Source organism: Sorangiineae bacterium MSr12523 (genome assembly GCA_037157775.1).
In the GTDB taxonomy this organism is placed as follows: domain Bacteria; phylum Myxococcota_A; class Polyangia; order Polyangiales; family Polyangiaceae; genus Pendulispora; species Pendulispora brunnea.
In genome coordinates, this window is the sequence record CP089982.1 from 5,347,071 (window position 1) to 5,367,728 (window position 20,658).

17 protein-coding genes are annotated in these 20,658 nt (G+C 63.9%); 6 read left to right on the forward strand and 11 right to left on the reverse strand.

Going from position 1 to position 20,658, the window contains the following annotated elements; genetic code table 11:
- Positions 1-70 precede the first annotated feature (70 nt).
- The 3 genes from LZC95_20525 to LZC95_20535 form a co-directional block, all read right to left on the reverse strand.
- Positions 71-1,408, reverse strand: coding sequence for a sigma 54-interacting transcriptional regulator (locus LZC95_20525; GenBank protein ID WXA99195.1), 1,338 nt, complete (start codon positions 1,406-1,408; stop codon positions 71-73).
- Complete coding sequence (locus LZC95_20530; protein ID WXA99196.1) at positions 1,405-1,818, reverse strand: hypothetical protein; 414 nt, start codon at positions 1,816-1,818, stop codon at positions 1,405-1,407. The genes LZC95_20525 and LZC95_20530 overlap by 4 nt, the downstream gene beginning before the upstream one ends.
- 67 nt (positions 1,819-1,885) lie before the next feature.
- Positions 1,886-2,395, reverse strand: a complete 510-nt coding sequence (locus LZC95_20535) for a cytochrome c (GenBank protein ID WXA99197.1) — start codon at positions 2,393-2,395, stop codon at positions 1,886-1,888.
- Positions 2,396-2,543: 148 nt separating this feature from the next.
- Here LZC95_20535 and panB point away from each other — a divergent pair, with 148 nt between their 5' ends.
- Entirely contained in the window at positions 2,544-3,485 is a 942-nt protein-coding gene (gene panB / locus LZC95_20540) for a 3-methyl-2-oxobutanoate hydroxymethyltransferase (protein ID WXA99198.1), read from the forward strand.
- A 199-nt stretch (positions 3,486-3,684) separates the two neighbouring features.
- Here the strand turns inward: panB and preA are convergent, their stop codons facing one another.
- Together preA and LZC95_20550 are read right to left on the reverse strand one after the other, a co-directional pair.
- Positions 3,685-5,031: an NAD-dependent dihydropyrimidine dehydrogenase subunit PreA gene (gene preA, locus LZC95_20545; protein WXA99199.1), complete on the reverse strand. Its 1,347-nt coding sequence runs from the start codon at positions 5,029-5,031 to the stop codon at positions 3,685-3,687.
- Between the two features lie 22 nt (positions 5,032-5,053).
- Positions 5,054-6,340 (reverse strand): NAD(P)-dependent oxidoreductase, encoded by a 1,287-nt coding sequence (locus LZC95_20550; protein ID WXA99200.1) that lies wholly within the window; start codon positions 6,338-6,340, stop codon positions 5,054-5,056.
- 84 nt (positions 6,341-6,424) lie between these two features.
- Here LZC95_20550 and hydA point away from each other — a divergent pair, with 84 nt between their 5' ends.
- Both hydA and LZC95_20560 read left to right on the forward strand, forming a co-directional pair.
- Entirely contained in the window at positions 6,425-7,831 is a 1,407-nt protein-coding gene (gene hydA / locus LZC95_20555) for a dihydropyrimidinase (protein ID WXA99201.1), read from the forward strand.
- A gap of 166 nt (positions 7,832-7,997) precedes the next feature.
- The gene (locus LZC95_20560) at positions 7,998-9,296 is read left to right on the forward strand and encodes a hypothetical protein (GenBank protein ID WXA99202.1); all 1,299 of its coding nucleotides are present in this window, start codon (positions 7,998-8,000) and stop codon (positions 9,294-9,296) included.
- 287 nt (positions 9,297-9,583) lie between these two features.
- On the opposite strand, the gene LZC95_20565 is transcribed toward LZC95_20560, so the two are convergent.
- The 4 genes from LZC95_20565 to LZC95_20580 all read right to left on the reverse strand — a co-directional run bounded on the left by LZC95_20565 (position 9,584) and on the right by LZC95_20580 (position 15,602).
- A complete protein-coding gene (locus LZC95_20565) occupies positions 9,584-10,447 on the reverse strand; it encodes an acyltransferase (GenBank protein ID WXA99203.1) in 864 nt (287 codons plus the stop codon).
- A gap of 141 nt (positions 10,448-10,588) precedes the next feature.
- Complete coding sequence (locus tag LZC95_20570; GenBank protein ID WXA99204.1) at positions 10,589-12,685, reverse strand: protein kinase; 2,097 nt, start codon at positions 12,683-12,685, stop codon at positions 10,589-10,591.
- A 13-nt stretch (positions 12,686-12,698) separates the two neighbouring features.
- Positions 12,699-14,162, reverse strand: coding sequence for a serine/threonine protein kinase (locus LZC95_20575; GenBank protein WXA99205.1), 1,464 nt, complete (start codon positions 14,160-14,162; stop codon positions 12,699-12,701).
- A 285-nt stretch (positions 14,163-14,447) separates the two neighbouring features.
- On the reverse strand, positions 14,448-15,602 hold the full coding sequence (locus LZC95_20580) for a DUF2786 domain-containing protein (GenBank protein ID WXA99206.1): 1,155 nt from the start codon (positions 15,600-15,602) through the stop codon (positions 14,448-14,450).
- A gap of 97 nt (positions 15,603-15,699) precedes the next feature.
- On the opposite strand from LZC95_20580, the gene LZC95_20585 reads away from it, so the two are divergent.
- On the forward strand, positions 15,700-16,188 hold the full coding sequence (locus LZC95_20585) for a DUF6496 domain-containing protein (GenBank protein ID WXA99207.1): 489 nt from the start codon (positions 15,700-15,702) through the stop codon (positions 16,186-16,188).
- A gap of 62 nt (positions 16,189-16,250) precedes the next feature.
- Positions 16,251-16,811 carry a Uma2 family endonuclease gene (locus LZC95_20590; GenBank protein ID WXA99208.1) on the forward strand — a complete coding sequence of 187 codons (561 nt, stop codon included), beginning with the start codon at positions 16,251-16,253 and terminating at the stop codon, positions 16,809-16,811.
- A gap of 3 nt (positions 16,812-16,814) precedes the next feature.
- Here the strand turns inward: LZC95_20590 and LZC95_20595 are convergent, their stop codons facing one another.
- Together LZC95_20595 and LZC95_20600 are read right to left on the reverse strand one after the other, a co-directional pair.
- Complete coding sequence (locus LZC95_20595; protein ID WXA99209.1) at positions 16,815-17,726, reverse strand: SIMPL domain-containing protein; 912 nt, start codon at positions 17,724-17,726, stop codon at positions 16,815-16,817.
- Positions 17,727-17,892: 166 nt separating this feature from the next.
- The gene (locus LZC95_20600; GenBank protein ID WXA99210.1) at positions 17,893-18,636 is read right to left on the reverse strand and encodes a formylglycine-generating enzyme family protein; all 744 of its coding nucleotides are present in this window, start codon (positions 18,634-18,636) and stop codon (positions 17,893-17,895) included.
- 132 nt (positions 18,637-18,768) lie between these two features.
- On the opposite strand from LZC95_20600, the gene LZC95_20605 reads away from it, so the two are divergent.
- On the forward strand, positions 18,769-20,655 hold the full coding sequence (locus tag LZC95_20605; GenBank protein WXA99211.1) for a beta-galactosidase: 1,887 nt from the start codon (positions 18,769-18,771) through the stop codon (positions 20,653-20,655).
- Positions 20,656-20,658 lie beyond the last annotated feature (3 nt).

Genomic DNA, 20,658 nt, shown 5'->3' on the forward strand with positions numbered 1-20,658 from the left:
TCAGTTCGCTCACTGGGCGAATTGAACCCCAAAAAATCTTCCCGCCTTCCCGCCTTCATGTGATTCTTCTCTACCCGTCGCTTTCGCCGCGCAGGCCGTGCTTTTTGGCCATATCGTGCAGGTGTTTGCGATCCATGCGCGCTTCGCGGGCGGCGGCGCTGACGTTGCCGTGGTGCCGGCCCAAAAGCCATTTCACGTAGCGGCGTTCGAAGTCGGCATCGTACTTGGCGCGCGTTTCGCGGTAGCTCTTCGACGGCTCGAATTGGAAGGGACTCCCGCCCTCCGGCACGGACATCGACAGCGGGAAGGTGATCGCCGATAGCTCCGTGCCGCCGGTGGGCTTCACCATGTAGATGGCGCGTTCGAGCACGTTGCGCAGCTCGCGCACGTTGCCGGGCCAATCGTGGGCCAGAAGCGACTCCAGCGACTCTTTGGGCAGCACGAGATCCGACGCGCCCGCGCTATTCAAAATGTGCGAGATGAGCGGCGTGATGTCGTCGCGGCGCAATCGCAGGGGCGGAATCGTGATGGGCACCACGGCGAGCCGGAAATAGAGGTCCTCGCGGAATTTGCCGGCGGCCACCTCGCGCTCCAAATTGCGCTTCGTCGCCGCGATGACGCGCACGTCGGCCGCGAACGTCTTGTTGCCGCCCACGCGGCGGAACTCGCGCGTCTCCAGCACGCGCAGCAGCTTCGGTTGCACGTCGAGCGGCAGCTCGCCAATCTCGTCGAGGAACACGGTGCCGCCGTCGGCCAGCTCGAAGGCACCCTGGCGCGCCGACACCGCGCCCGTGAAGGCTCCGCGCTCATGCCCGAAAAGCTCGCTCTCGATGAGCGAATAGCTCACCGCCCCGCAGTCCACCACCATGAAGGGCTTGTTCGACCGCGGGCTCTCTTTGCAAATCGCGCGCGCCAGCACGTCTTTGCCCGTGCCCGTCTCGCCCTCGAGCAGCACCGTGGCATCCGTCTTGGCGATGCGCTCCAGGATGGCGAAGATCGTCCTCATCGCCACGCTATGGCCAATGGCCCCGCCGAACGATTGCGACTCGCTCGGCAGCACGTCCATGCGCTGCGGTGCGGGCCGCAGACCGATTTCCACCTCGCCGACGCGCAGGATCGTACCCGGCGGAAAGATGCCTTCCTGCACGCGCGCCCCGGAGACCACGATGCCGTTCGTCGACTCGAGATCGCGCACGAGCACACCGGCCACCGTGCGTGAAAGCTCGCAGTGGTGGCGCGACACCGTGTCGTCGGTGAGAACGAGATCGTTGTCCGGTGCCTTGCCCACGCGCACCTTGCCCTTGAGCGGCAATGTCGCGCCCTTGCTGGCGCCGGAGAGGACGGTGACGACGACTTCGACGGCAAAAGGCGAAGGTCCGCCGAACGCGCGCGTGTCGGGCGATTTCATCGCGCTACCTCGTTGATGGCTGCCACCACGTCGATGGATGTGGAGCGCCCCTCCTCGAGGTGCACCTGGCGTGAGACGGTGTTGTTTCCAGCGTCGGTCGAGACGGCGATTTCCACGACGTAGTCGCCGTCGGCGAGGCGCGGCGCATGGTCGACGATCCGAGGGGCGATCACCCCTTGGCCGTAGCGGAATGTGGCCTCGCGCGCAAAATATCCGCCGGGTTCTTCGTCCGGCAGCGGACCGTAGTAGCGGACCTGAAGCTGGCTCACTCGGCCGGCCCCGCTTCCAAGGACGATGTGCACGGTTTGATCGTGCGGCAATTTGGGAGCGAGGACGATGCCCACCACGACCAGGATGAGCCCGAAAAGAATGATCAGTCCGGAGCGACGGCCGAGGCGAAGGCCCGCCACGGGCCCCGCATGGGGCGCCCCATTGGAATGTGAGTCGGGTTCCGGAAGGTCCGGAGGATGAGGAGAGCTACTTTCCACGTACGGCGCGAACCCGGGCAACGAGACCGGCTACGACTTTGTCCGAGAGATCGAATCGCGGCATCTGATTTTTGCCATTGCGAATCACGTTGGCGATGTCCGCGTCGCTCACCTTGGCTTGCCATTCGGCGCGGGTGAGATCCGGCGCCTTCAACATCGGGCCGTTGGGGCCGTCCCCGCGCCCGCCAATGCCGTGGCACGATGCGCACTGATTGTGCCACGTGAGGGCAACCACGGAGTCCTCTCCAGCCGGCGCAGCGGCTCCGGCTTGTGCCGCGGCGCTGCCGCCCGCTTTGGCGGGGGGAGCGGCTTGGGCGCCGGACTGCAGCCGGCCCCGTTCCTCGACGCGGTCGTGGTCGGCGGGGGTCCACTCGCGGGCATCCGAGGCGGAGGGGGCGCGATCGCAACCGGTGGTCAACGCAACCGTGGCGGCGCCCAGCGATACCGCGACCAGGCTGATAGATAAGCTGCGGAAATTATTGCCGAAATAAGCTCTCAACGATGCTCTCACGTCGGGTCTTTCGCCTCGCCGTCGCGGACGTTAGCACGTGTGCCCCTCGACACGCTGAGGGAGCGACGCTACACCTGAACTAGGCGTGGACCGATTCCCGAGTAGGGGTACATAGCCGGCCGCGACCAGGAGGAACATGTACTCGAATGCAGGGGCCCCCGGTAAGGCGGCTGGAAAAAAGATCACCGTCCCCGATCTGCGCGGACGCAAGGTTGCCCAGGGCGGCGACGCCATCGCGATGGTGACGGCGTACGACTACACCATGGCGCGTCTCGTCGATGAGGCGGGGGTGGATGCCATCCTGGTGGGCGACTCGCTGGGCATGGTGGTGCAGGGTCTTTCGAACACCATCCCGGTCACCTTGGAAGAGATCGCGTACCACGGCCGTGCCGTTCAGCGCGCAGGGGTGCGGGCGCACGTCGTCGGGGATCTGCCGTTCATGAGCTACCAAGTTTCCGTGGCGCAGGCCGTGGAGAGCGCCGGGCGCCTCATGAAGGAGGGGCTTTTCGAGAGCGTGAAGCTCGAAGGCGGGCTCGAATTCGCCGAGCAGGTCTACCGGCTCGTGCGCTCGGGCATTCCCGTGATGGGCCACATCGGGCTGCTCCCGCAAACGGTGCACGCGCTGGGTGGCTTCAAGGTGCAGGGCAGGGGAGACGAAGCGGAGCAGAAGCTCATTGCCGATGCCCGCGCCATCGAGCAGGCTGGCGCGTTCGCCATCGTGCTCGAGGCCATCCCGCCGGACGTCGCCGCCCGCGTGACCGCGGAAATCGGGATCCCGACGATTGGCATCGGCGCGGGCGCGGCCTGTGACGGGCAGGTTCTCGTCTGTACCGACTTGCTCGGGCTCACCTCGGGCAAGGCTCCCAAGTTCGCCAAGCGCTTCGCCGACCTGGGCGAGCAAGCCGTGCGTGCGGTCGCCGAATACGTCTCCGAGGTTCGCGACGGCACATTCCCCTCGGCCCAACACAGCTACAAGCCAAACCGCCCCGCCGGCGATCACTCGGTCATCGCATCCAGCGACAGCCAAGAGCGCCTCCACGCCATCGACGAGCCCCTAGCCATCGATTTCTGGAACTGATCTCTCCCGGAGGATTGAACAGGGAGGGGGGGAGGCGGGGAGGGATACGGCACAAATCCCACCGCGCACCGAAGTTTTTTTGTTTTCACTGTGCTCAGTGGGCCAACTGAAAACCCCAAACATAAGCCTCGGTGCGCGGTGGGATTCGCGTGTTTCCCTCCCCGCCTCCCCCCCTCCCTGTAAAATCTTTGGCCGTTTCCTATTCGTGAATGCCGCCAGGGACTTTGTCGCGGCCCTCTTGCACGCGACGGTTCCAGGTGTCGCCGGTTTCGTTCGAGGTTTCGACCATCGTGATGCAACCGGGGACGGGGCATACGAGGGCGCATAGGTTGCAACCCACGCACTCGGGCTCGTCGACCCAGGGGACGCGGTCGCCGGCCTGGGTGCCCAGGATTTGCGGGCGCGGGGCCTTGGCGGTGCCGGGGTAGTGCGCGTGCGGGGGGCGCTGTTGGTCGTTGGGGCCCGTGAAGATGCATTGGTGGGCGCCGTCCTGGCAGGCGGCCACGCAGAGTTGGCAGCCGATGCACTTGTTGGCGTCGATCTTGGCCACGATTTGGTAGCCCAGATCGAGATCGCCCCATTCGCGGAAGCCGGGGATGGCCCGTCCCACGAGCTGGCGCACGCTCGTCATGCCGTGCTCGTCGAGGTAATTGCTCAATCCGTCGATCATGTCCTCGACGATGCGGAATCCGTAGTGCATCACCGCCGTGCAAACCTGCACGCTGGTGGACCCGAGGGCGATGAACTCGGCGGCGTCGCGCCAATTCGAAATACCGCCTATGCCGCTAATCGGAATGGTCACTTCCGGATCGCGCGCGAGGGAGGCCACCATGTGCATCGCGATGGGCTTCACCGCAGGTCCGCAGTAGCCGCCATTGGTCGAGGCATTGCCCACCCGCGGCTCCGGCACCATGCGGTCCAAATCGACACCGATGATGCTCTTGATCGTGTTGATCAGCGAAAGCCCGTCCGCGCCGCCCTTCACCGCGGCAATGCCCGGATCCAAAATGTCACCGATGTTCGGCGTGAGCTTCACCAGCACCGGCGTTTTGGCAAACTCCTTCGTCCACGCCGTGATCTCTTGAAGGAGCTTTGGCTCCTGGCCCACCGACGAACCCATGCCGCGCTCGCACATGCCGTGCGGGCAACCGAAGTTGAGCTCGAGGCCGTCGACACCTGCGTCCTCGCAGCGGCGGATGAGGACCTTCCAGTCCTCCTTCGTCTCCGTCATCAACGAGGCGATGACCGCGTGCTTCGGGTAGCGCTTTTTCACCTCGCGGATCTCGCGGAGGTTCACCTCCAGGCCGCGATCGGTGATGAGCTCGATGTTGTTGAAGCCCATCACCTTCTGCCCGGCGTAGTCCACCGCGCCGAAGCGGCTCGACACGTTCACGATGGGATCGCCCAGCGTCTTCCACACTGCGCCGCCCCATCCCGCGTCGAAGGCGCGCATGACTTGCTCGCCGCTGTTCGCCGGCGGTGCCGACGCCAGCCAGAACGGGTTGGGACTCCGGATGCCCGCAAAATCGATGCTCAAATCCGCCATGACTTCCCCATGTCCCTCGCGCCTATTTCCAGGACTGCTCCAAATACCGCGCGGTGTTTCGACCATCCGCCACGGCGTTCACCACTTCTTTGCCACCGTTGATGCAATCGCCACCGCTGAACACCTTGGCGTTGCCCGTTGCTCCGTTCGTGGGGTCCGCCACGATGCATCCTCGGGCATCGAGCTCCACACCGGGGAACTCCGCCGCAATGGCGTGCATCTTCGACTGCCCGATCGCCAGGGCGACCATGTCGCAGGGGAGCACCTGTTCGGTGCCGTCCACCGCAACCTTGAGCCCCGTCAATTTTCCCTGCGCATCGCGCTCGAACGCCACCGGGGTCGCCCGCGTCACCAGGCGCACTCCCTCTTTGCGGGCGCCCTCCATCTCGTGGTGATACCCACTCATCGACGCGGCGTCGCGCCGGTACACCATGGTGACCTCGGTTGCACCGAGCAGTGCGCACTCACGCGCCACGTCGATGGCCGTGTTGCCGCCCCCGACGACCAGCACGCGCCCGAGTTTCCGTCCCGCCGTCGGCGTGAGCTTCATCGCCTCGATCCACGCCGTCGCGCCGTAGATGCCGTCGCCCTCTTCTCCGGGGATGCGCAGCTTCGTGTCCTCGCCGAGGCCGACGCCCAGGTACACGGCATCGTAATCGCGAAGTAAGTCCTTACCGAATATGTCTTTGCCGAGCTCCATGCCCGTCTTCACCTCCACACCGAGGGACTGCACCCATTCCACCTCGTGCAGCGAATCCTCCGCGTGAAGCTTGTACGGCGCGATGCCCGTCGTATTGAGCCCGCCCGCATAAGGACGCTTTTCGAAGATGACGGCCGCGTGTCCCTGGAGTGCCAAATAGCCGGCACATGCAAGCGACGCCGGGCCCGCACCGATGAGCGCCACCTTCTTCCCACTGGGCGGTGCCGACGTGAACAGCGGCGGCTTACCCGGTTGGGTGGCCTTCTCCGTCGCGTAGCGCTGAAGTCGCCCTATCTGGATGGGCTCGCGATGCCATGCGTTGTACACGCACGCCCCGACGCAAAGCACTTCCACAGGACAGACGCGCGCGCACGAATAGCCAAGCAGGTTTTGCTCGAAGATCGTTTTGGCACTGCCCCGCACGTTGTCGGTCGCGATCTTCTTGATGAAGGTCGGAATGTCGATCTCCGTGGGACAGGCTTTGATGCACGGCGCATCTTGGCAATACAAACAGCGGTCGGCCTCGGCCTTCGCTTCGGCCGCCGAATAGAGCGGCTTCTTGTCCTTGAGTTCCAGCTCGTCGCGTTGTTGCGGAAGTACGGATTTCACGGTGAAGAAGGCACTTTTGCATTCAGGCAAGAACGGGTCAAGCTTCGCAGACGAGCTCGGTGCCGACGTTGTATGATGGGCACCATGGGACGAACACTCATTCAAGGCGGTATTGTCGTCACGGCGGTCGATACCTACGAAGCGGATCTTGCTGTTGTCGACGGAAAGATAGCAGCTATTTTCGGCCCTGGCGCAGCGCCGGCCATCCAGTTCGATCGCACCCTGGACGCGAAAGGCAAATACGTCTTTCCGGGCGGCATCGATGCGCACACGCACTTGGACATGCCCTTTGGCGGCACGACCTCGAGCGACGACTTCGAGACCGGCACGCTCGCCGCGGCCCATGGAGGTACGACGAGCATCGTCGACTTTGCCATCCAGACGAAGGGTGACGCGCTCCGCAAGGGCCTCGATGCGTGGCACGCCAAGGCCGAGGGCAAGACCGCCATCGACTACGCGTTCCACATGATCATGACCGATGTGAATGAGTCCACCGCGGCCGAGATGGGCACCCTGGTCAATGAAGGTATCACCTCGTTCAAGCTCTTCATGGCCTACCCGGGTGTGCTCTACGCCGATGACGGGATGATCTTCCGCGCCATGCAGCGCGCGGGTGAGATCGGCGCGCTCATCTGCATGCATGCGGAAAACGGAATACCGATCGATATCCTCATTTCCCAGGCCCTCGCCAAAGGGCATACCGCGCCCAAGTACCACACGATCACCCGCCCGCAGATCGCCGAAGCGGAGGGCACGCACCGGGCGATCTGCCTGGCCGAGATGGCCGGCTCGCCTGTATACATCGTGCACCTATCGGCCGAAAGGGCTCTTAAGCAAGTGGTCGAGGCGCGCGATCGAGGTCTGCCGGCGTACGCGGAAACCTGCCCGCAATACCTTTTCTGCTCCGATGACGATCTCGCACGGACGGAGGGTGAATATGGAGCGTTCGAGGGGGCCAAGTTCGTTTGCACACCGCCGCTGCGCCCCAAGGCCATGCAGGAAGACCTCTGGAGGGGCCTGCGCACCAACGATTTGCAAGTGGTTTCAACCGACCACTGTCCATTTTGCATGAAGGGCCAGAAGGAGCTCGGCCGCGACTCGTTCGCCAAAGTACCGAACGGCATGCCCGGTATCGAGACACGCCTTTACCTCTTGTGGGATGGCGGCGTACGCACCGGCCGCATTTCGATGAACCGCTTCGTCGAGATCACCAGCACCGCCCCGGCGAAAATTTTTGGCCTTTACCCGAGGAAAGGTACCATCGCGGTTGGGGCAGACGCCGACCTCGTGGTGTGGGATCCCGAAAAGAAGCATGTACTCAGCCAGAAGACCCTGCACATGCGCGTCGACTACTCGCCCTTCGAAGGTCAGGAAGTCACAGGCGGTCCTGCATATGTTCTTTCCCGCGGCAACGTGATAGTTGAGGACGGAAAGTACGTCGGAAAGAGGGGGGACGGACGATTCATTAAGCGATCAACCTTCGGATTGTGATACCCGCCCGGCGGCTTCCTTGATTTTGGTGAGGCCCCGCAAACAGGTAGGCGGGGTCTCGCCGGAGAAGTCCACCGGTCAACTGCAGCCCCAAAGCAGGGCCTAAGGCGACCAGCGCAGTTTTCCAGTTCAACAACCGGATCCAATCTTCCAGAAGGGCACACCCATGGCACGCTCGATTCTTTGGAAAGCCTCGTCGTTGTCGATTCTCGTTTGCGGTCTCGCAGCCCCCGCCCTCATGAACTGTGGCGGCAAAGCTCCGGGCGGAGCCCCGGGCGGGTTGACCAGCGGCATCCCGGGCGCGGGAGGCGGCTGCCCGGATTTGGGCAGCGCGGAAGCGGTGGGTAAGGTCGACTTCGTCGATCAGTTCAAGGTGAGCGCCGAGAATGCAGCCAAGCTCAAGGCGGGTCTGCAGGCGTCGGCCGAGATCCAGGCCTTCAGCGCGAAGCTCGATGCGGATCTCAAGGCCGCGTGCGGCGGTCTCGCGAAGGATCTCGGCGTGACCGGCGACTTCAAGTCCGGTGAGGATTCGTGCAAAGCCGCCGCCGAAGCGATGAAGGGCGCGCGGGCGAAGTTCGGCGCGAAGGCCAAGCTGCAGATCGATACGACGCCGCCGCGCTGCGAAGCCTCGATGAACATGGTGGCCGACTGCGCCGCCAAGTGCGATGCGAGCGTGACACCCGGCAGCGCCAAGGTGGAGTGCGAGCCCGGCAAGCTCTCGGGCCAGTGCTCGGCCGAGTGCTCCGGCTCGTGCGAGATGAAGGGCGCCGCCAAGTGCGACGGCACCTGCTCGGGCAGCTGCGAGGCGAGCTTCAAGGGCGCCTGCGGCGGCACCTGCGACGGCAAGTGCGACGGCAAGACCTCGAAGGGCGCCACCTGCAACGGCACCTGCGAGGGCACCTGCTCGGCGAACGCCAAGGGCAGCTGCGGCGGCAAGTGCAACGGCTCGTGCGAGCTCAAGGCGAAGGCCAAGTGCGAAGGCACCTGCACCGGCAGCTGCACGGCCGAGTTCAAGGAGCCGAAGTGCACGGGCGAGGTGACGCCGCCCAAGATGAGCGCCGAGTGCAAGGCGCACTGCGACGCCGAGATCAGCGGCAAGCTGGAGTGCAAGCCGGCCCAGGTCATCGTGCGCGTCGAGGGTTCGGCGGATGCATCGGCCGCGGCGCAGTACAAGGCCGCGCTCGAGAAGGCCCTCCCGGCCATTCTCGTTATCGCCGAGGGCCAGGCCAAGCAAGCCAGCAAGACGGCCGCCAACGTCAGCGTCGTCATCGAAGGCCTGCAGGGCAGCATCCAGGGCATGGCCAGCGGCGGCGTTGCAGCCGGCGCCAAGCTCGCCGGTTGCGTGGCGGCTCCCTTCAAGGGCGCCCTCGACGCCGCCGCCAGCGTGAAGGCCGACGTCAAGGTCTCCGTCGACGTCAAGGCCAGCGCCTCCGCCAGCGGCAGCGCCTCCGGCAAAACCGGCTGATTCGCCGTAACGTAAATTGAAACGAGCCGAGGGCATGACGCTCTCGGCTCGTTTTGCTTTGTGAAGACCCGCAGAAGAAGGAAACCGCCAAGACGCCAAGGCCGCCAGGATCGCCAGATGAATCGGCAATAAACCCCAAATGAGGGTTTATTGTTGGTTCAGCTGGCGATCCTGGCGGCTCTTTTGGCGTCTTGGCGGTCACCTTCTTCTGCGGTTCGAATGACGAACGCCAGGGGCCAGATTCGTTTCAATCTGGCGATCCTGGCGGTTTCCTTCTTCTGCGGTTTCTAAATCTTGGTCATGTCGCCGTACGTTTCGGGGCGGCGGTCGCGGTAGAATTGCCAGGTCTTGCGGACTTCCTCGATTTGGTCGAGATCCGTCACCGCGGTGATGAGCTCGTCCTTGTCCTCGGAGGCCGTCGCGAGGAAGTTCCCGCGCGGGTCGACGATGTAGCTGGTGCCGTAGAAGCGGCCGATGTTCCAAGGGCCTTCGGTGCCGACGCGGTTCGAGGCCGCGACGAAGTAGCCGTTGGCGACGGCGTGCGCAGGCTGCTCGAGCTTCCACAGGTACTGCGAAAGGCCGGCGACCGTGGCCGACGGATTGAACACGATTTCCGCGCCGTTGAGGCCCAGCAGGCGCGCGCCCTCCGGGAAGTGGCGGTCGTAGCAGATGTACACGCCGACCTTGCCGAAGCGCGTGTTGAACACCGGGTAGCCCAGATTGCCCGGCTTGAAGAAGTACTTCTCCCAGAAGCCGTTGGTGTGCGGAATGTGGTTCTTCCGGTACTTGCCCAGGTACGTACCGTCCGCGTCGATGACCGCGGCGGTGTTGTAATAGACGCCGGGCAGATCGCGCTCGTAGATGGGCACCACGATCGCCATGCCGTACTTCTTCGCGTAGCCGGCGAGCAGCTCCGTCGTCGGTCCCGGACACCCCTCAGCCGCGTCGTACCACTTCGGATCCTGGCTCGGGCAGAAGTACGGGCCGTTGAAGATCTCCTGCAGCCCGAGGATCTGCACGCCGCTCTTGCCCGCCTCGTCGATGAGGGGGAGGTGACGCTCCAGCGCGTCCTTCTTGATGCGCGCGATGTCCCACGCCGGATCGAACGGCGTCGCCATTTGAATCAAACCGACTTTGACGTTTCTCGGCATGTCTTCTCCTACTGTTACCCGTCCACGTACACGTTCCCGTTCCCGATCTTTCTCGCGATTTTCGAGAGCGTGTACGGGAACGGGAACGGGAACGTGTACGGGAAAAATTCTTTGAACTGAACGGTACTGCTTCGAGAATGACTACTTCTTCTTGCTTCGGAAGGCTGCGAGCAGCGAGAGCCACATCCATCGCAGCCGATTGCCGAATCGATCGAGGGAGCGCAAAAGTGCACCACGCCCGCCGCTGGCCCGCGCCATGCGCGCCAAGTTCTGCGGCCTGGCCATCGGGTGCACGCCGAAGACGGTGTAAAGATCGATGAGCTCCTGCACCAAGTCGCTGATGCCGCGCGTGTCCAGATCGTGCGCCTGGCAGTAGCTATCGGGCTTGTTGCGGATCATGCACTTGGCGATGATGCGCATCACGTTGTTCTCGATGAGCTCTCCGTTGCCATCGAGGTAATGCTTGTACGAAAAGAACCGGTCCGCCGGCGCCACGTCCGTGCCTTCGCCGGATTTGGGCGCGCGCATCGAATTGATGACCGAGTATTCGTGCGCCAGGTACGCCTCGATGGTGTTGTTCTCGTCGGGGCGCTCGTATTCGATGAACTTGTGAAAATTGTCGTAAAGCGTTTTCGGATTCGCGTAAGCGCCAGATATCAAATAATAGAACAACGCACCGAGCGAATAGATGTCCGCCGGCCGGCCAACGCTCTTTTGAATCTTGGCTCGTACGTTCGACTCGCTGGGCTCCCGCCAGGGGCGCGCCAGGAGGATCTTCTTCTTCGCGCGGTCGGCATACAAAATGGGATATTGCTCGGCGCGGTTGAAGAGCGAAAATGTGTCGTTTTTCGCAATTTGAATATAGAAGTCTTCGAAGTATTCCACTTCGGGAGAGCCAGTGGTGACATTCACCAACAGCTCGATCACGTTGGTTTCCTGCTCGGGGCTCTGGAAGAAGAGGGTGCCGGGCACGCTCTTCATGCGGGTCATCCCGATGTTCAGCTCTTCGTCCTGCACCTTGGCCACGTTGAAGTCGGCCAGGCGTACCTCGAGTGTCGACCCGCGCAAATTCGGATCGGGCAGACCGATGAGGATGTTCGCCGGCTTGATGTCCCGGTGGCTGATGTTCTTCACCAGGTGCGCGAATTCCACGGCGCTGGCGATGGGAATCATGTAATCGAGCACGCGGAAGACGCGCTCGTTCATGCTGCAGGCGAGAAGATCGTCCTGCTCGCCCTTGGAGCGTGAGCCTTTGAGGCGCTCCTCGAGCGACATTTGCAACTTCTCGAGGATGACGAATTCGCTCTCCACCTTGTCGCGGATGCTCGCCGGGAGAAACTCGGGATCTTCGCCCTCGCCGGACGCGAAAAGCTCGACGATGGACGGGTGGCCCTGCACGCGCTCGAGCAGTTCTTTCTCGAGCTGGAAGCGCATCAAATCCTCGTCACTGACGCCCTTTTGCAGAACCTTGATGACGACCTGGCGACGAAAATCCGTTTTCGAATCGAGCCAGCGTTCCTCGCCCAAGTACACTTTGCCGAAGCGGCCCGACCCAATTTCGATGGGGTTGCCATTGGCATCGAGCACGAAGGCATACGCGCGCCCGCGAACGACGTGAGCATGGGCGGCGCGGAATTGTTGCGGAGCATGCGCATGCACGCCGATGCCCGCGGCCGGCGCGGGGATCGGTGCTGGGGGTGCGGCGTAGGCGACGCCTCCGGGCCCTTGCTGTTGCATGAACGGCGAGGGGCCTTGCTCGGGCGCACCCCACTCGGGCTTCACGCCGCTTTCACGGGGATTGCCCCACCCAGGCGTGACAGGCGTGACAGGCGTGACAGGCGCGGCAGGCGCATACGCTGCAGAGGCCTGCGGCGCGGCGGGCGGGGAGGGGGCGTTCGGTGATGCGGGCGGCATGGGCGTGGTGATGTAAGCCCCCGATGACGAGGGAGTGACAGTCTGTTGGACCGGACGCGGAGCCTCGGCGGGCATGCCGGCGGCCGGACGCGGGCCCGGGGCCACCGGCGCGTTCTGCGCGATCGCGCCAGTCATCAACGCTTGATGCAACGGGTTCTGCGGAGAGAACGGAGTCGTGGGTGTGTTCGGCCTTTGGAAGCCCGCACGTCGCGGCGGTACCGGAGCGGCCGCTTCGGGCTCCGCGCCCACGCCTTGCTTGGACTCCGAAGGCGCGGGATTCGCGGGTTTCTGCGGCGGCACGGGCGGCGCGTTCCTTTGGCTCACGAACGAGGATCTCCTAATTCTTTCGGCACAGGATGATCGCATCCCGCTCGGAGCCCAAGAACAAGGCCACCGATTGGGTCGCTTGGGAAGAGGCTATCATCATCTCGCCTCCGTCTAGACGAAAGACTCGTCCTCCTTCGGGTCCTGACGCCGCTTGGCCAAATGTCCAAGCCACGGTCCCGAGCTCCTCCCACGCGGTCGAAACGAAGTGCGCCGCCCCATCGGAATCCGTGGCGATAGCCGGGGTAGGCCGCCCCGTCGGGGCGCGAATGAAGCAGTTTAACCCTTTGATATTTATACGAAAATTGCCCTGCGACGGGAGGAATGACACCCGAAAGCGAACGTCGGTGCCCTTGGGGCTGGGGAACGTCAAATCGAGTTTCTCGTCCACGTCCACGAGGCGCGCGCGGGCAGGCCCGGCCGCGACTTTGCGCTCGGGGGGCGGAACATTGGCCACCTCCTGCATGGCAGGCACCGCGAACTCGACGGACATCGTGATGTCCGCGCGCGGCTTTTTCCAGGGAAATGCTGCGGGCGGGCGTGCAGGGCGAGCGCCGATGAGCGTCCGGCGCAGGGCATCGAAGAAGGTGAGCGAGCTCCGGTAACGCTTTTCCGGGAAGGCGCTCAGCGCCTTCAGCAGTGCCTTGCGGGTGGCGTCGGAGAACTCCATTTGCCCCAGCAAGCGGGTCACCAGATCGTCACCACGGATGCGATCGGCGAACGTCCCGCGGACATCATTGCCCTCGAAAATGGGACGTCCTGCGAGCATGTACACGGCGACGAGACCCAGGGCGTAAATATCCGTCTCGGGTCCCTGCGGCGAGCCGGCGAGCTGCTCGGGCGAGGCCCAGCGCGGGGAAAACAATGTGACCGCGCTCACTTGGTCGTTCGTCTCGTCCTCGAAGCCGCCGGGCACCAGATCTTGCCCGCCATTGTCCGCGGTGCGTCCGAGCTTGGCCCGTTTCACCACGTTCGAGTGGGCAATGCCGAAGTCGGCGAGTTTCGGCATGAGGTAGTCGCCGACGCGCGCAAAGAGAATGTTCGAGGGCTTGATATCGCGGTGGATGATCTTGTGCTGGTGCGCCTCGCCCACGGCCCCGCAAATGCGCTCGAGGATCGCCGCGGTTTCCTCGGAGTCGCACGCACCGCGCGAGCGCACGTGCTGCTCGAGATTTCCGCCGTCGAGAAACTCGCTGATTTGAAAGGGCCGGCCGCTTTGCGCGAGGTATCCAAAGTCGTAGATGCGCAGCGTGTTCGGGTGCATCAGGCGCGAGAGGGTCAGCGCCTCCTGCAGGAAGTGCGAATACGTCGCCTGATAGACGCTGCGGCCACTGGTGCTTCCGGAGCCTTCCAGCTCGATGCGCAGCAGTTTGACGCAGACGACGCGATCGAGACGTTCATCCATCGCGCGATAGATGGACGCCATACCGCCACTGCCGATGCGATCGATGATGGTGTATCGATCGAGTAAGCGCATCCCTTCCGGGAGCTCGGTTGAGTCGACTTGCGGTGCCAAGTGTTCCAGTAGCCTACCTCCACAGCGCCTTCACCGCGAGCCTCGTAAAAATCAAACGGCGCTGCCCGCGCAGGATTCCATCTCGCTACATCGCCGCTCATCTAGCTTTCGTCCCGAAAAGCCCTTTCTCTTCCCGTACACGTACACGTTCCCGTTCCCGTCCCCGAATGCCTCGGGAAAAGAAGGGTCGTGTACGGGAACGGGAACGGGAACGTGTATGGGAAGAGGACGCTCCGGGATGAGAACTCATCTAGCTTTCGGCGGAAGTAGCCCCACTGCGCGGCCCGAGAGCTTCGACGAGGAGGACGACGGAGCGGCCTCCACGCCGCGCCGCAACACGATGCGTCGTCCGGCTTCGCGGCCGTGGGTGAACGACTCGTTCTTTCGGGTGCCGGTGTAGCGCACGTTGCGCACGTACGGATGGCGTCGCCGGAAGTAGCCGTGGAGATCACCGTCCTTGACCCAGACGAGGCCTTCTTCTTTGTGGGCCGTCGACTCGCGGGCGAGCTTGTCGGCGAAGCCGGCCATGACGCCCGAGAGGAAGGTGCGCCGGTCGCGGTTGCTGCGGATGGCGTAGTTGCGGCGGTGCTCCTCCCAGAGTCGCTCGGAGGTGTGCGTGAGAAAGGCATGCACGTACTCGGCGATGGCGAGGTTCGACGGCGTGCCGCAAATCTCGAGAACGCTGCCGCGCTTTCCCTCGGCGGGGCGATAAACGGGAACCCAGATCACCTCGACGAAGAAGAATCGGCCGAGCAGCATGGCGAGAATGCGATCGCTCTCGCCGACGCGCCCCGAGGGCTTTCCCACGTGGCGAAAGCCGTAATCGCGCGGGATGCCGCCGCGCGACTCCAGATTGTACTTGAGCATCAGCCGCTGCGCGGCGAGCGTCGCGGCCTCCGCCTCGTGCACGTTGGGGCTTTCCGCGAGGGCGAGCAGGCGCGCAATCCGCTCGACGATGCGTGCTTCGCGGTCATCGGCGAAGGTTTCGCCCCAGCTTCCCGTGCCCCCCGAGCCGTCCGGCGCCTTGGGCATGCCGGTGGCCTTTGCATCGATGCCGTGGCGGCGGCACGTCTCGCGGAAGGCAGGTCCGTGCGGCGTCTCGTCCGAGGCCCCGAGCACCTCCGAGACGTATTGGTGGGCCATCTCGTGCTTCAGGACCTCGACGACGATGCCCCACGGCTGGGAAAGCAGCAAGGGACGCGAGATCTCGAGCGTGCGCGTGGCGTGCGACCAACGCCCGAGAACGGATTGGGTTCGCGTCAGCTCGATGGTGGGCGCGACGAGTGCGTCGCCGAAGTAGGAGGCGTTGATCTGCTTCCACACGGCAAAGAGCTCGCGCACCAAGGCCGTTTCGAGCTTCGTCGACAATTCGTTGTTCGCGTTCGATTCGGAAGAGGGCACCGGCGTGCGATCTTGATGAACGGATGTGTCCCGTCAAGTGCTGCACGGCATGGTGAATGCACTTTCTGACGACGAGGACACCGAAAAGGAGAATGCCATGCCGAGAAAATCGACCATTGCAAAGGCACGCCAAGCAAAACGAGAGGGAAAGGCCCCCACGACCCAAGCGGGTGAGTTCGTTCACGAGGAGATCGAACACGTCCGCGAAGGCAAACACGGCGCACGCTCGGCCAAGCAAGCCATTGCCATCGGTCTCAGCAAAGCGCGGCGTGCCGGGGTGAAGGTGCCGAAACGCACCACGAAGAAGAGCAGCGCGCCGAAGCGCGCGAGCGCCAAGCGAGCCACTCCGAAGCGCGCGACGTCCAAGCGCACCTCGCCCACGTCGCGCACTCGTTCCCGCGCCACGACGCGTGCCTTGAAACGCGAAGGAAAGAGCGCCGTTTCGAAGCCGGCACTCTCTCGGCAAGCGCGCAGCGCCGCGCGTGCCCGCGGACAGAAGACGCACGCGCCGAAAACGGCGAAGCGTCCGACGCGCCGCACGCGTTCCACACCGAAGCGAACGAGCCGTTCGAAGCGCGCGTCCTAGACGCAGCGGTGCAAATTGCCCCGTCCGATGCGTCTTACGTAAACGGTGCTAGATAGGACGGCGTGCAGACGTACATCCTCGAACATGCCACGCCGCGAAGGTTCGCCCGCGCGGAATACGATCGAATGCTGGACCTCGGGTTCTTCCGCGGGGAACGTGTCGAGCTCATTCGCGGCATGCTCCTGCAGATGACGCCCACGGGGCCGCAGCACGCGAGTCGCGTGACGGCCCTCATGGAGGCCTTCGTTCCGCCGCTACTGAATCGGGCGACGGTTCGTGTGCAGCAGCCGTTCATCGCGCACGACGAGTCGGAGCCTGCGCCGGACGTTGCGCTGGTTCCGTTTGGCCGCTACGCCGGCATCCATCCCGAGCGTGCCTTTCTCCTCGTCGAGGTGTCCGACGATTCCTCGCTCGAATACGATCGGACCACCAAGGCGGTGCTCTATGCCGAGTCCGGTGTCGACGAGTACTGGATCGTGAACCTGCGCGACGGTGTCGTCGAAGTGCACGGGGCGCCCCTGGATGGCCGGTATGCACGGGTCGAGCGCGTCGCCAAAGGAGCGATTTTGGCTCCCTTGGCGTTTCCCGATGCGGTGGTTCCGCTCGAGCGGCTCTTTCCGTGACCGCTACTTCTTGATCGCGTAGACGACCTGAATCTGGCCGTGGAAGGTCATCTCGCCGGCTTCGACCGGCGTATTGACCGAGGACTCGGCCTTGGCGGCGGCGTACGGCATGGGGGGCGGCATGTCGCGGCCGGAAACGACCTCGCTCACGGAAACGATGGAGCCGACTTCGACGCCGCTCAACTTGGCAAGCGCTTCGGCGCGGGTCCGGGCGTCGGCAACGGCCTTCTGGCGGAGATCGGCCTCGACGGCGTCCTTCTTCTCGAGCTCGAAGTTGATGCCCCAAATGTTGTTCGACCCCGCTCCCGCGGCCGAATCGATCACGTTGCCAACTTTCGTGACGTCGCGAACGACGATCTGGACGTTGTTGCTCACCAGGTAGAACCCCGCGGGGCCGGTCTTCGCCGGCGGTGACGGGGGAATGCTCTTCGCGGCCGTCGTGGGGGCGGGCAACGTTTTCGGTCCTTTGGGCGCGGCGCCCGGCTTGCCCGGGGCCGGTGCGGGCGCGGGAGGCGCAATTTCCGGCACGCCGGCGCCGCCGACGTAGGGCTGCGGCGGTATATTCAATTCGCGCTCGAAACGAACATTGAAGTTGCTCGTTTGAATATCCTTTTCGGCGATCCCAACGCGCTTCAGCGCGGCCACGAGCTGGGTCATTTGAGCCGAATTGCGCTGCATCGCTTCGGTGACCGTCGGAGCGCGCTCCTCGACCCCAAGATTGATGTACGCGATATCCGGTTTGGCGTGCGTCTCGGAATGGCCGACGACCAGAATGGACGGCGGCGAGGAAGGCGATGCGGCACCGGCGCCTTCGCTGTTGTTTGCACAGCCGCCCGCTCCCACCGAGAGTGCGAGCGTGGTGGCAGCGAAACCGATTTTGGCCAGCATCGAGAACGAACGCGTGAAAAGAGTCATGGGAGGATCTCCGGTCAGGTCTTTCTTGGCAGTCCTTCTACATCAACTGCACCTACCCGAACGCGATTCTCGTACCCGTCTTACAGTTGGGTTTCTCGAAAAAACGAAAAGCCCAACAATGGAAGAGGCGAGAAGAGCGGCGAACGGTCTCGTCCGTTCGGCCGGCTCAATCGGCGTCGCGGCAGCAGCGGAAGCCAGTTTGATAAAAGGAGAAATGCTCGTCGTGCGCGCGGGTCACGACGCGACATCGGTTACGCACCGGACCCCAATAGCCACCCATCGACGAGGACGCATGCCCGGATGCGCGCCCGTCGACCCATTCGTCGACGTTGCCCGTCATGTCGAAGACGCCGAACGGACTTTGGCAACGTGGCCGCGATCCCGAGGGCTCGCGCTGATCGATCGGGGTGAGCCAATGCGCGGGCGCCGATCGGCCCTTCGGGCTTCCCGGCGGACGAAGCGGTGCATCGATGTGGCACGCCGACGCATCCCTCGTGAGCCCGTAAGGGTAGGGCAGGAGCTTGTCTCCCTCGCAGGCGAGCATCCATTCCTCCGCGGTGCAGAGGCGTTTGCCCCGGCTCTCGCAGAGCTTCGCGGCCTTCGGCCAGCTCACGTCCACCATGGGCAACTCGCCGGCGCGGCCTGGGTATTCGTAACGATCCATATAGAAGGACATGTGCCGCGTCTTCGTCTTGCACACGCTCGGGGCAAACTCCGCGCAGCGTAGCGGCTCGGGGCTTTTGACCTCGTCCGTGTTGGGCAACCAACGACGGCAGTGTTGCTCGATCTGCGGGCAGAACTCGCCGTCCACGCGAGCCGCCTCGACCGGCTTCTGCTGCTGCGGTGCCGTCCGCGGAAGAATCGGCAGGGCCACGAAGGCGACCCCGAGCATGCTCTTCCACCGATTCACGCGCGGCATTCTCCCGTTAGCTTGTCCCGACCTGCGCAAGAAAGCCACTTTGATCGAGCAAGCGAACACGGCTTGGTGTACGCTCCCGCGCAAGCAAACGAAAGAAAACGAAAACATTGCGAAGGTGACCTCATGGATCGACGAGAATTTCTTCGTACGGCAGCAGCAGGTTGCACTGTGGCAGCGTCGGGAAGCGCGATCTCGTGCGGCGATGCGCCCGCGGCATTGACGGAGCGAACGGCCTTGGCGGGCCCCGTCGGCCAGAATGCGCGCCGCACGGGGCTGACCGTCGAGGGAGACCATTTTCTCCTCGACGGGGAGCGATTTCGAATCATCTCCGGGGCGATTCACTATTTTCGGATTCACCCCGATCAATGGCTCGATCGACTGCAGCGCCTGCGCGCGATGGGGCTCAACACCATCGAGACGTACGTCGCGTGGAATTTTCACCAGCCCACACCCAGCGAGGCCGACTTCAGCGGATGGCGTGATTTGGGACGCTTCATCCGCCTGGCCGGCTCGCTGGGCCTCAAGGTGGTGGTGCGCCCGGGGCCGTACATCTGTGCCGAGTGGGACTTCGGCGGTCTGCCGGCTTGGCTGCTGGCGAATTCGAAGATTCAATATCGGTGTAGCGATCCGGAATACGAAAGGGCCCTGGACCAATGGTTCGATAAGTTGATTCCACGCCTCGCGCCCTTGCAGTGGAGTGCGGGCGGTCCGATCATCGCGGTCCAGATCGAAAATGAATACGGTAGCTTCGGCAACGATCAGGCGCATCTGAAACACATCGAGGGCGTGCTTCGCCGGAATGGCATCGACAGCCTTCTCTTCTGTTCCAACGGGACCGCCGACTGGATGCTGCGCGGAGGGAATCTGCCCGGCGTGCTCGCCACCGCGAACTTCAGCGGCGACCCGACGGGCGACTTCGACGCGCTACGGAAATTCCAGCCGAATGGCCCTCTCTGGTGCACGGAGTACTGGGATGGGTGGTTCGATCACTGGGGGGACAACCACAATCGGACCGACCCCGCGGAGACGGCCGCGAACGTCGACAAGATGCTGGCCATGGGGGCCTCGGTGAATCTGTACATGGCTGCGGGTAGTACCAACTTCGGATTCTGGGCCGGCGCCAATTACGGGCCTCATTATCAGTCGACGATTACCAGTTACGATTACGATTCACCCATCGGGGAGGCGGGCGAGCTCACGGAGAAGTTCACCAAGCTGCGCGCGGTGATTGGCAAATACGCTCCGCTGCCCACCGATCCGCTGCCGGATCTTCCCCCGCGCCTCGCGCCCCAAACGGCCACGATGCGCAGCGCGACCACCCTGTTCGGGTCGCTCGACCGACTCGGCCACGCCGTGCATCGTGGTGCGCCGGTGCCGATGGAGCAGCTCGGGCAGGCGTACGGCTTGATCCAATATCGAACCCGCATTCAAGGACCGCGGGCCAAGGGCAAGTTGACCATCCAGGGGCTCGCCGATTGGGCGCTCGCCTATTTGGATGGCAAGTTCGTGGGCCGGTTGGATCGCAACACGCCGAGCGTGGGCCCCGACATTGCCGTTGCCGGCGAGTCGAGCCAGCTCGATCTTTTGGTGGACTGCCACGGGCGCATCAACTTCGGCCCGAACAACCGCGATCCGAAGGGGATCAACGGCAACGTGCTGCTCCACGGGCAGCATGCTCTGTTCGGCTGGGACATTTGGCCGCTGCCCCTCGACAACCTCGATGTCCTGCAGTTCGGCGCCGTGCCCGCGAGCTTCACCGGCCCCACGTTCTACCGCGCGAGCCTGACCATCCCGAGCACCGCCGACGGCTTTCTCGCTTTCCCGAATTGGCAAAAAGGCATGGTCTGGCTCAATGGCTTTTTGCTCGGCCGCTACTGGGACCGCGGCCCGCAACGCCGTCTGTATGCGCCCGCGCCATTGTGGAAAGCGGGTCGCAACGATCTCGTGCTCCTCGAGCTCCACGGCGCCGGCTCTCAAATCGAGCTGCACAGCGGACCCGATCTGGGTTGATCG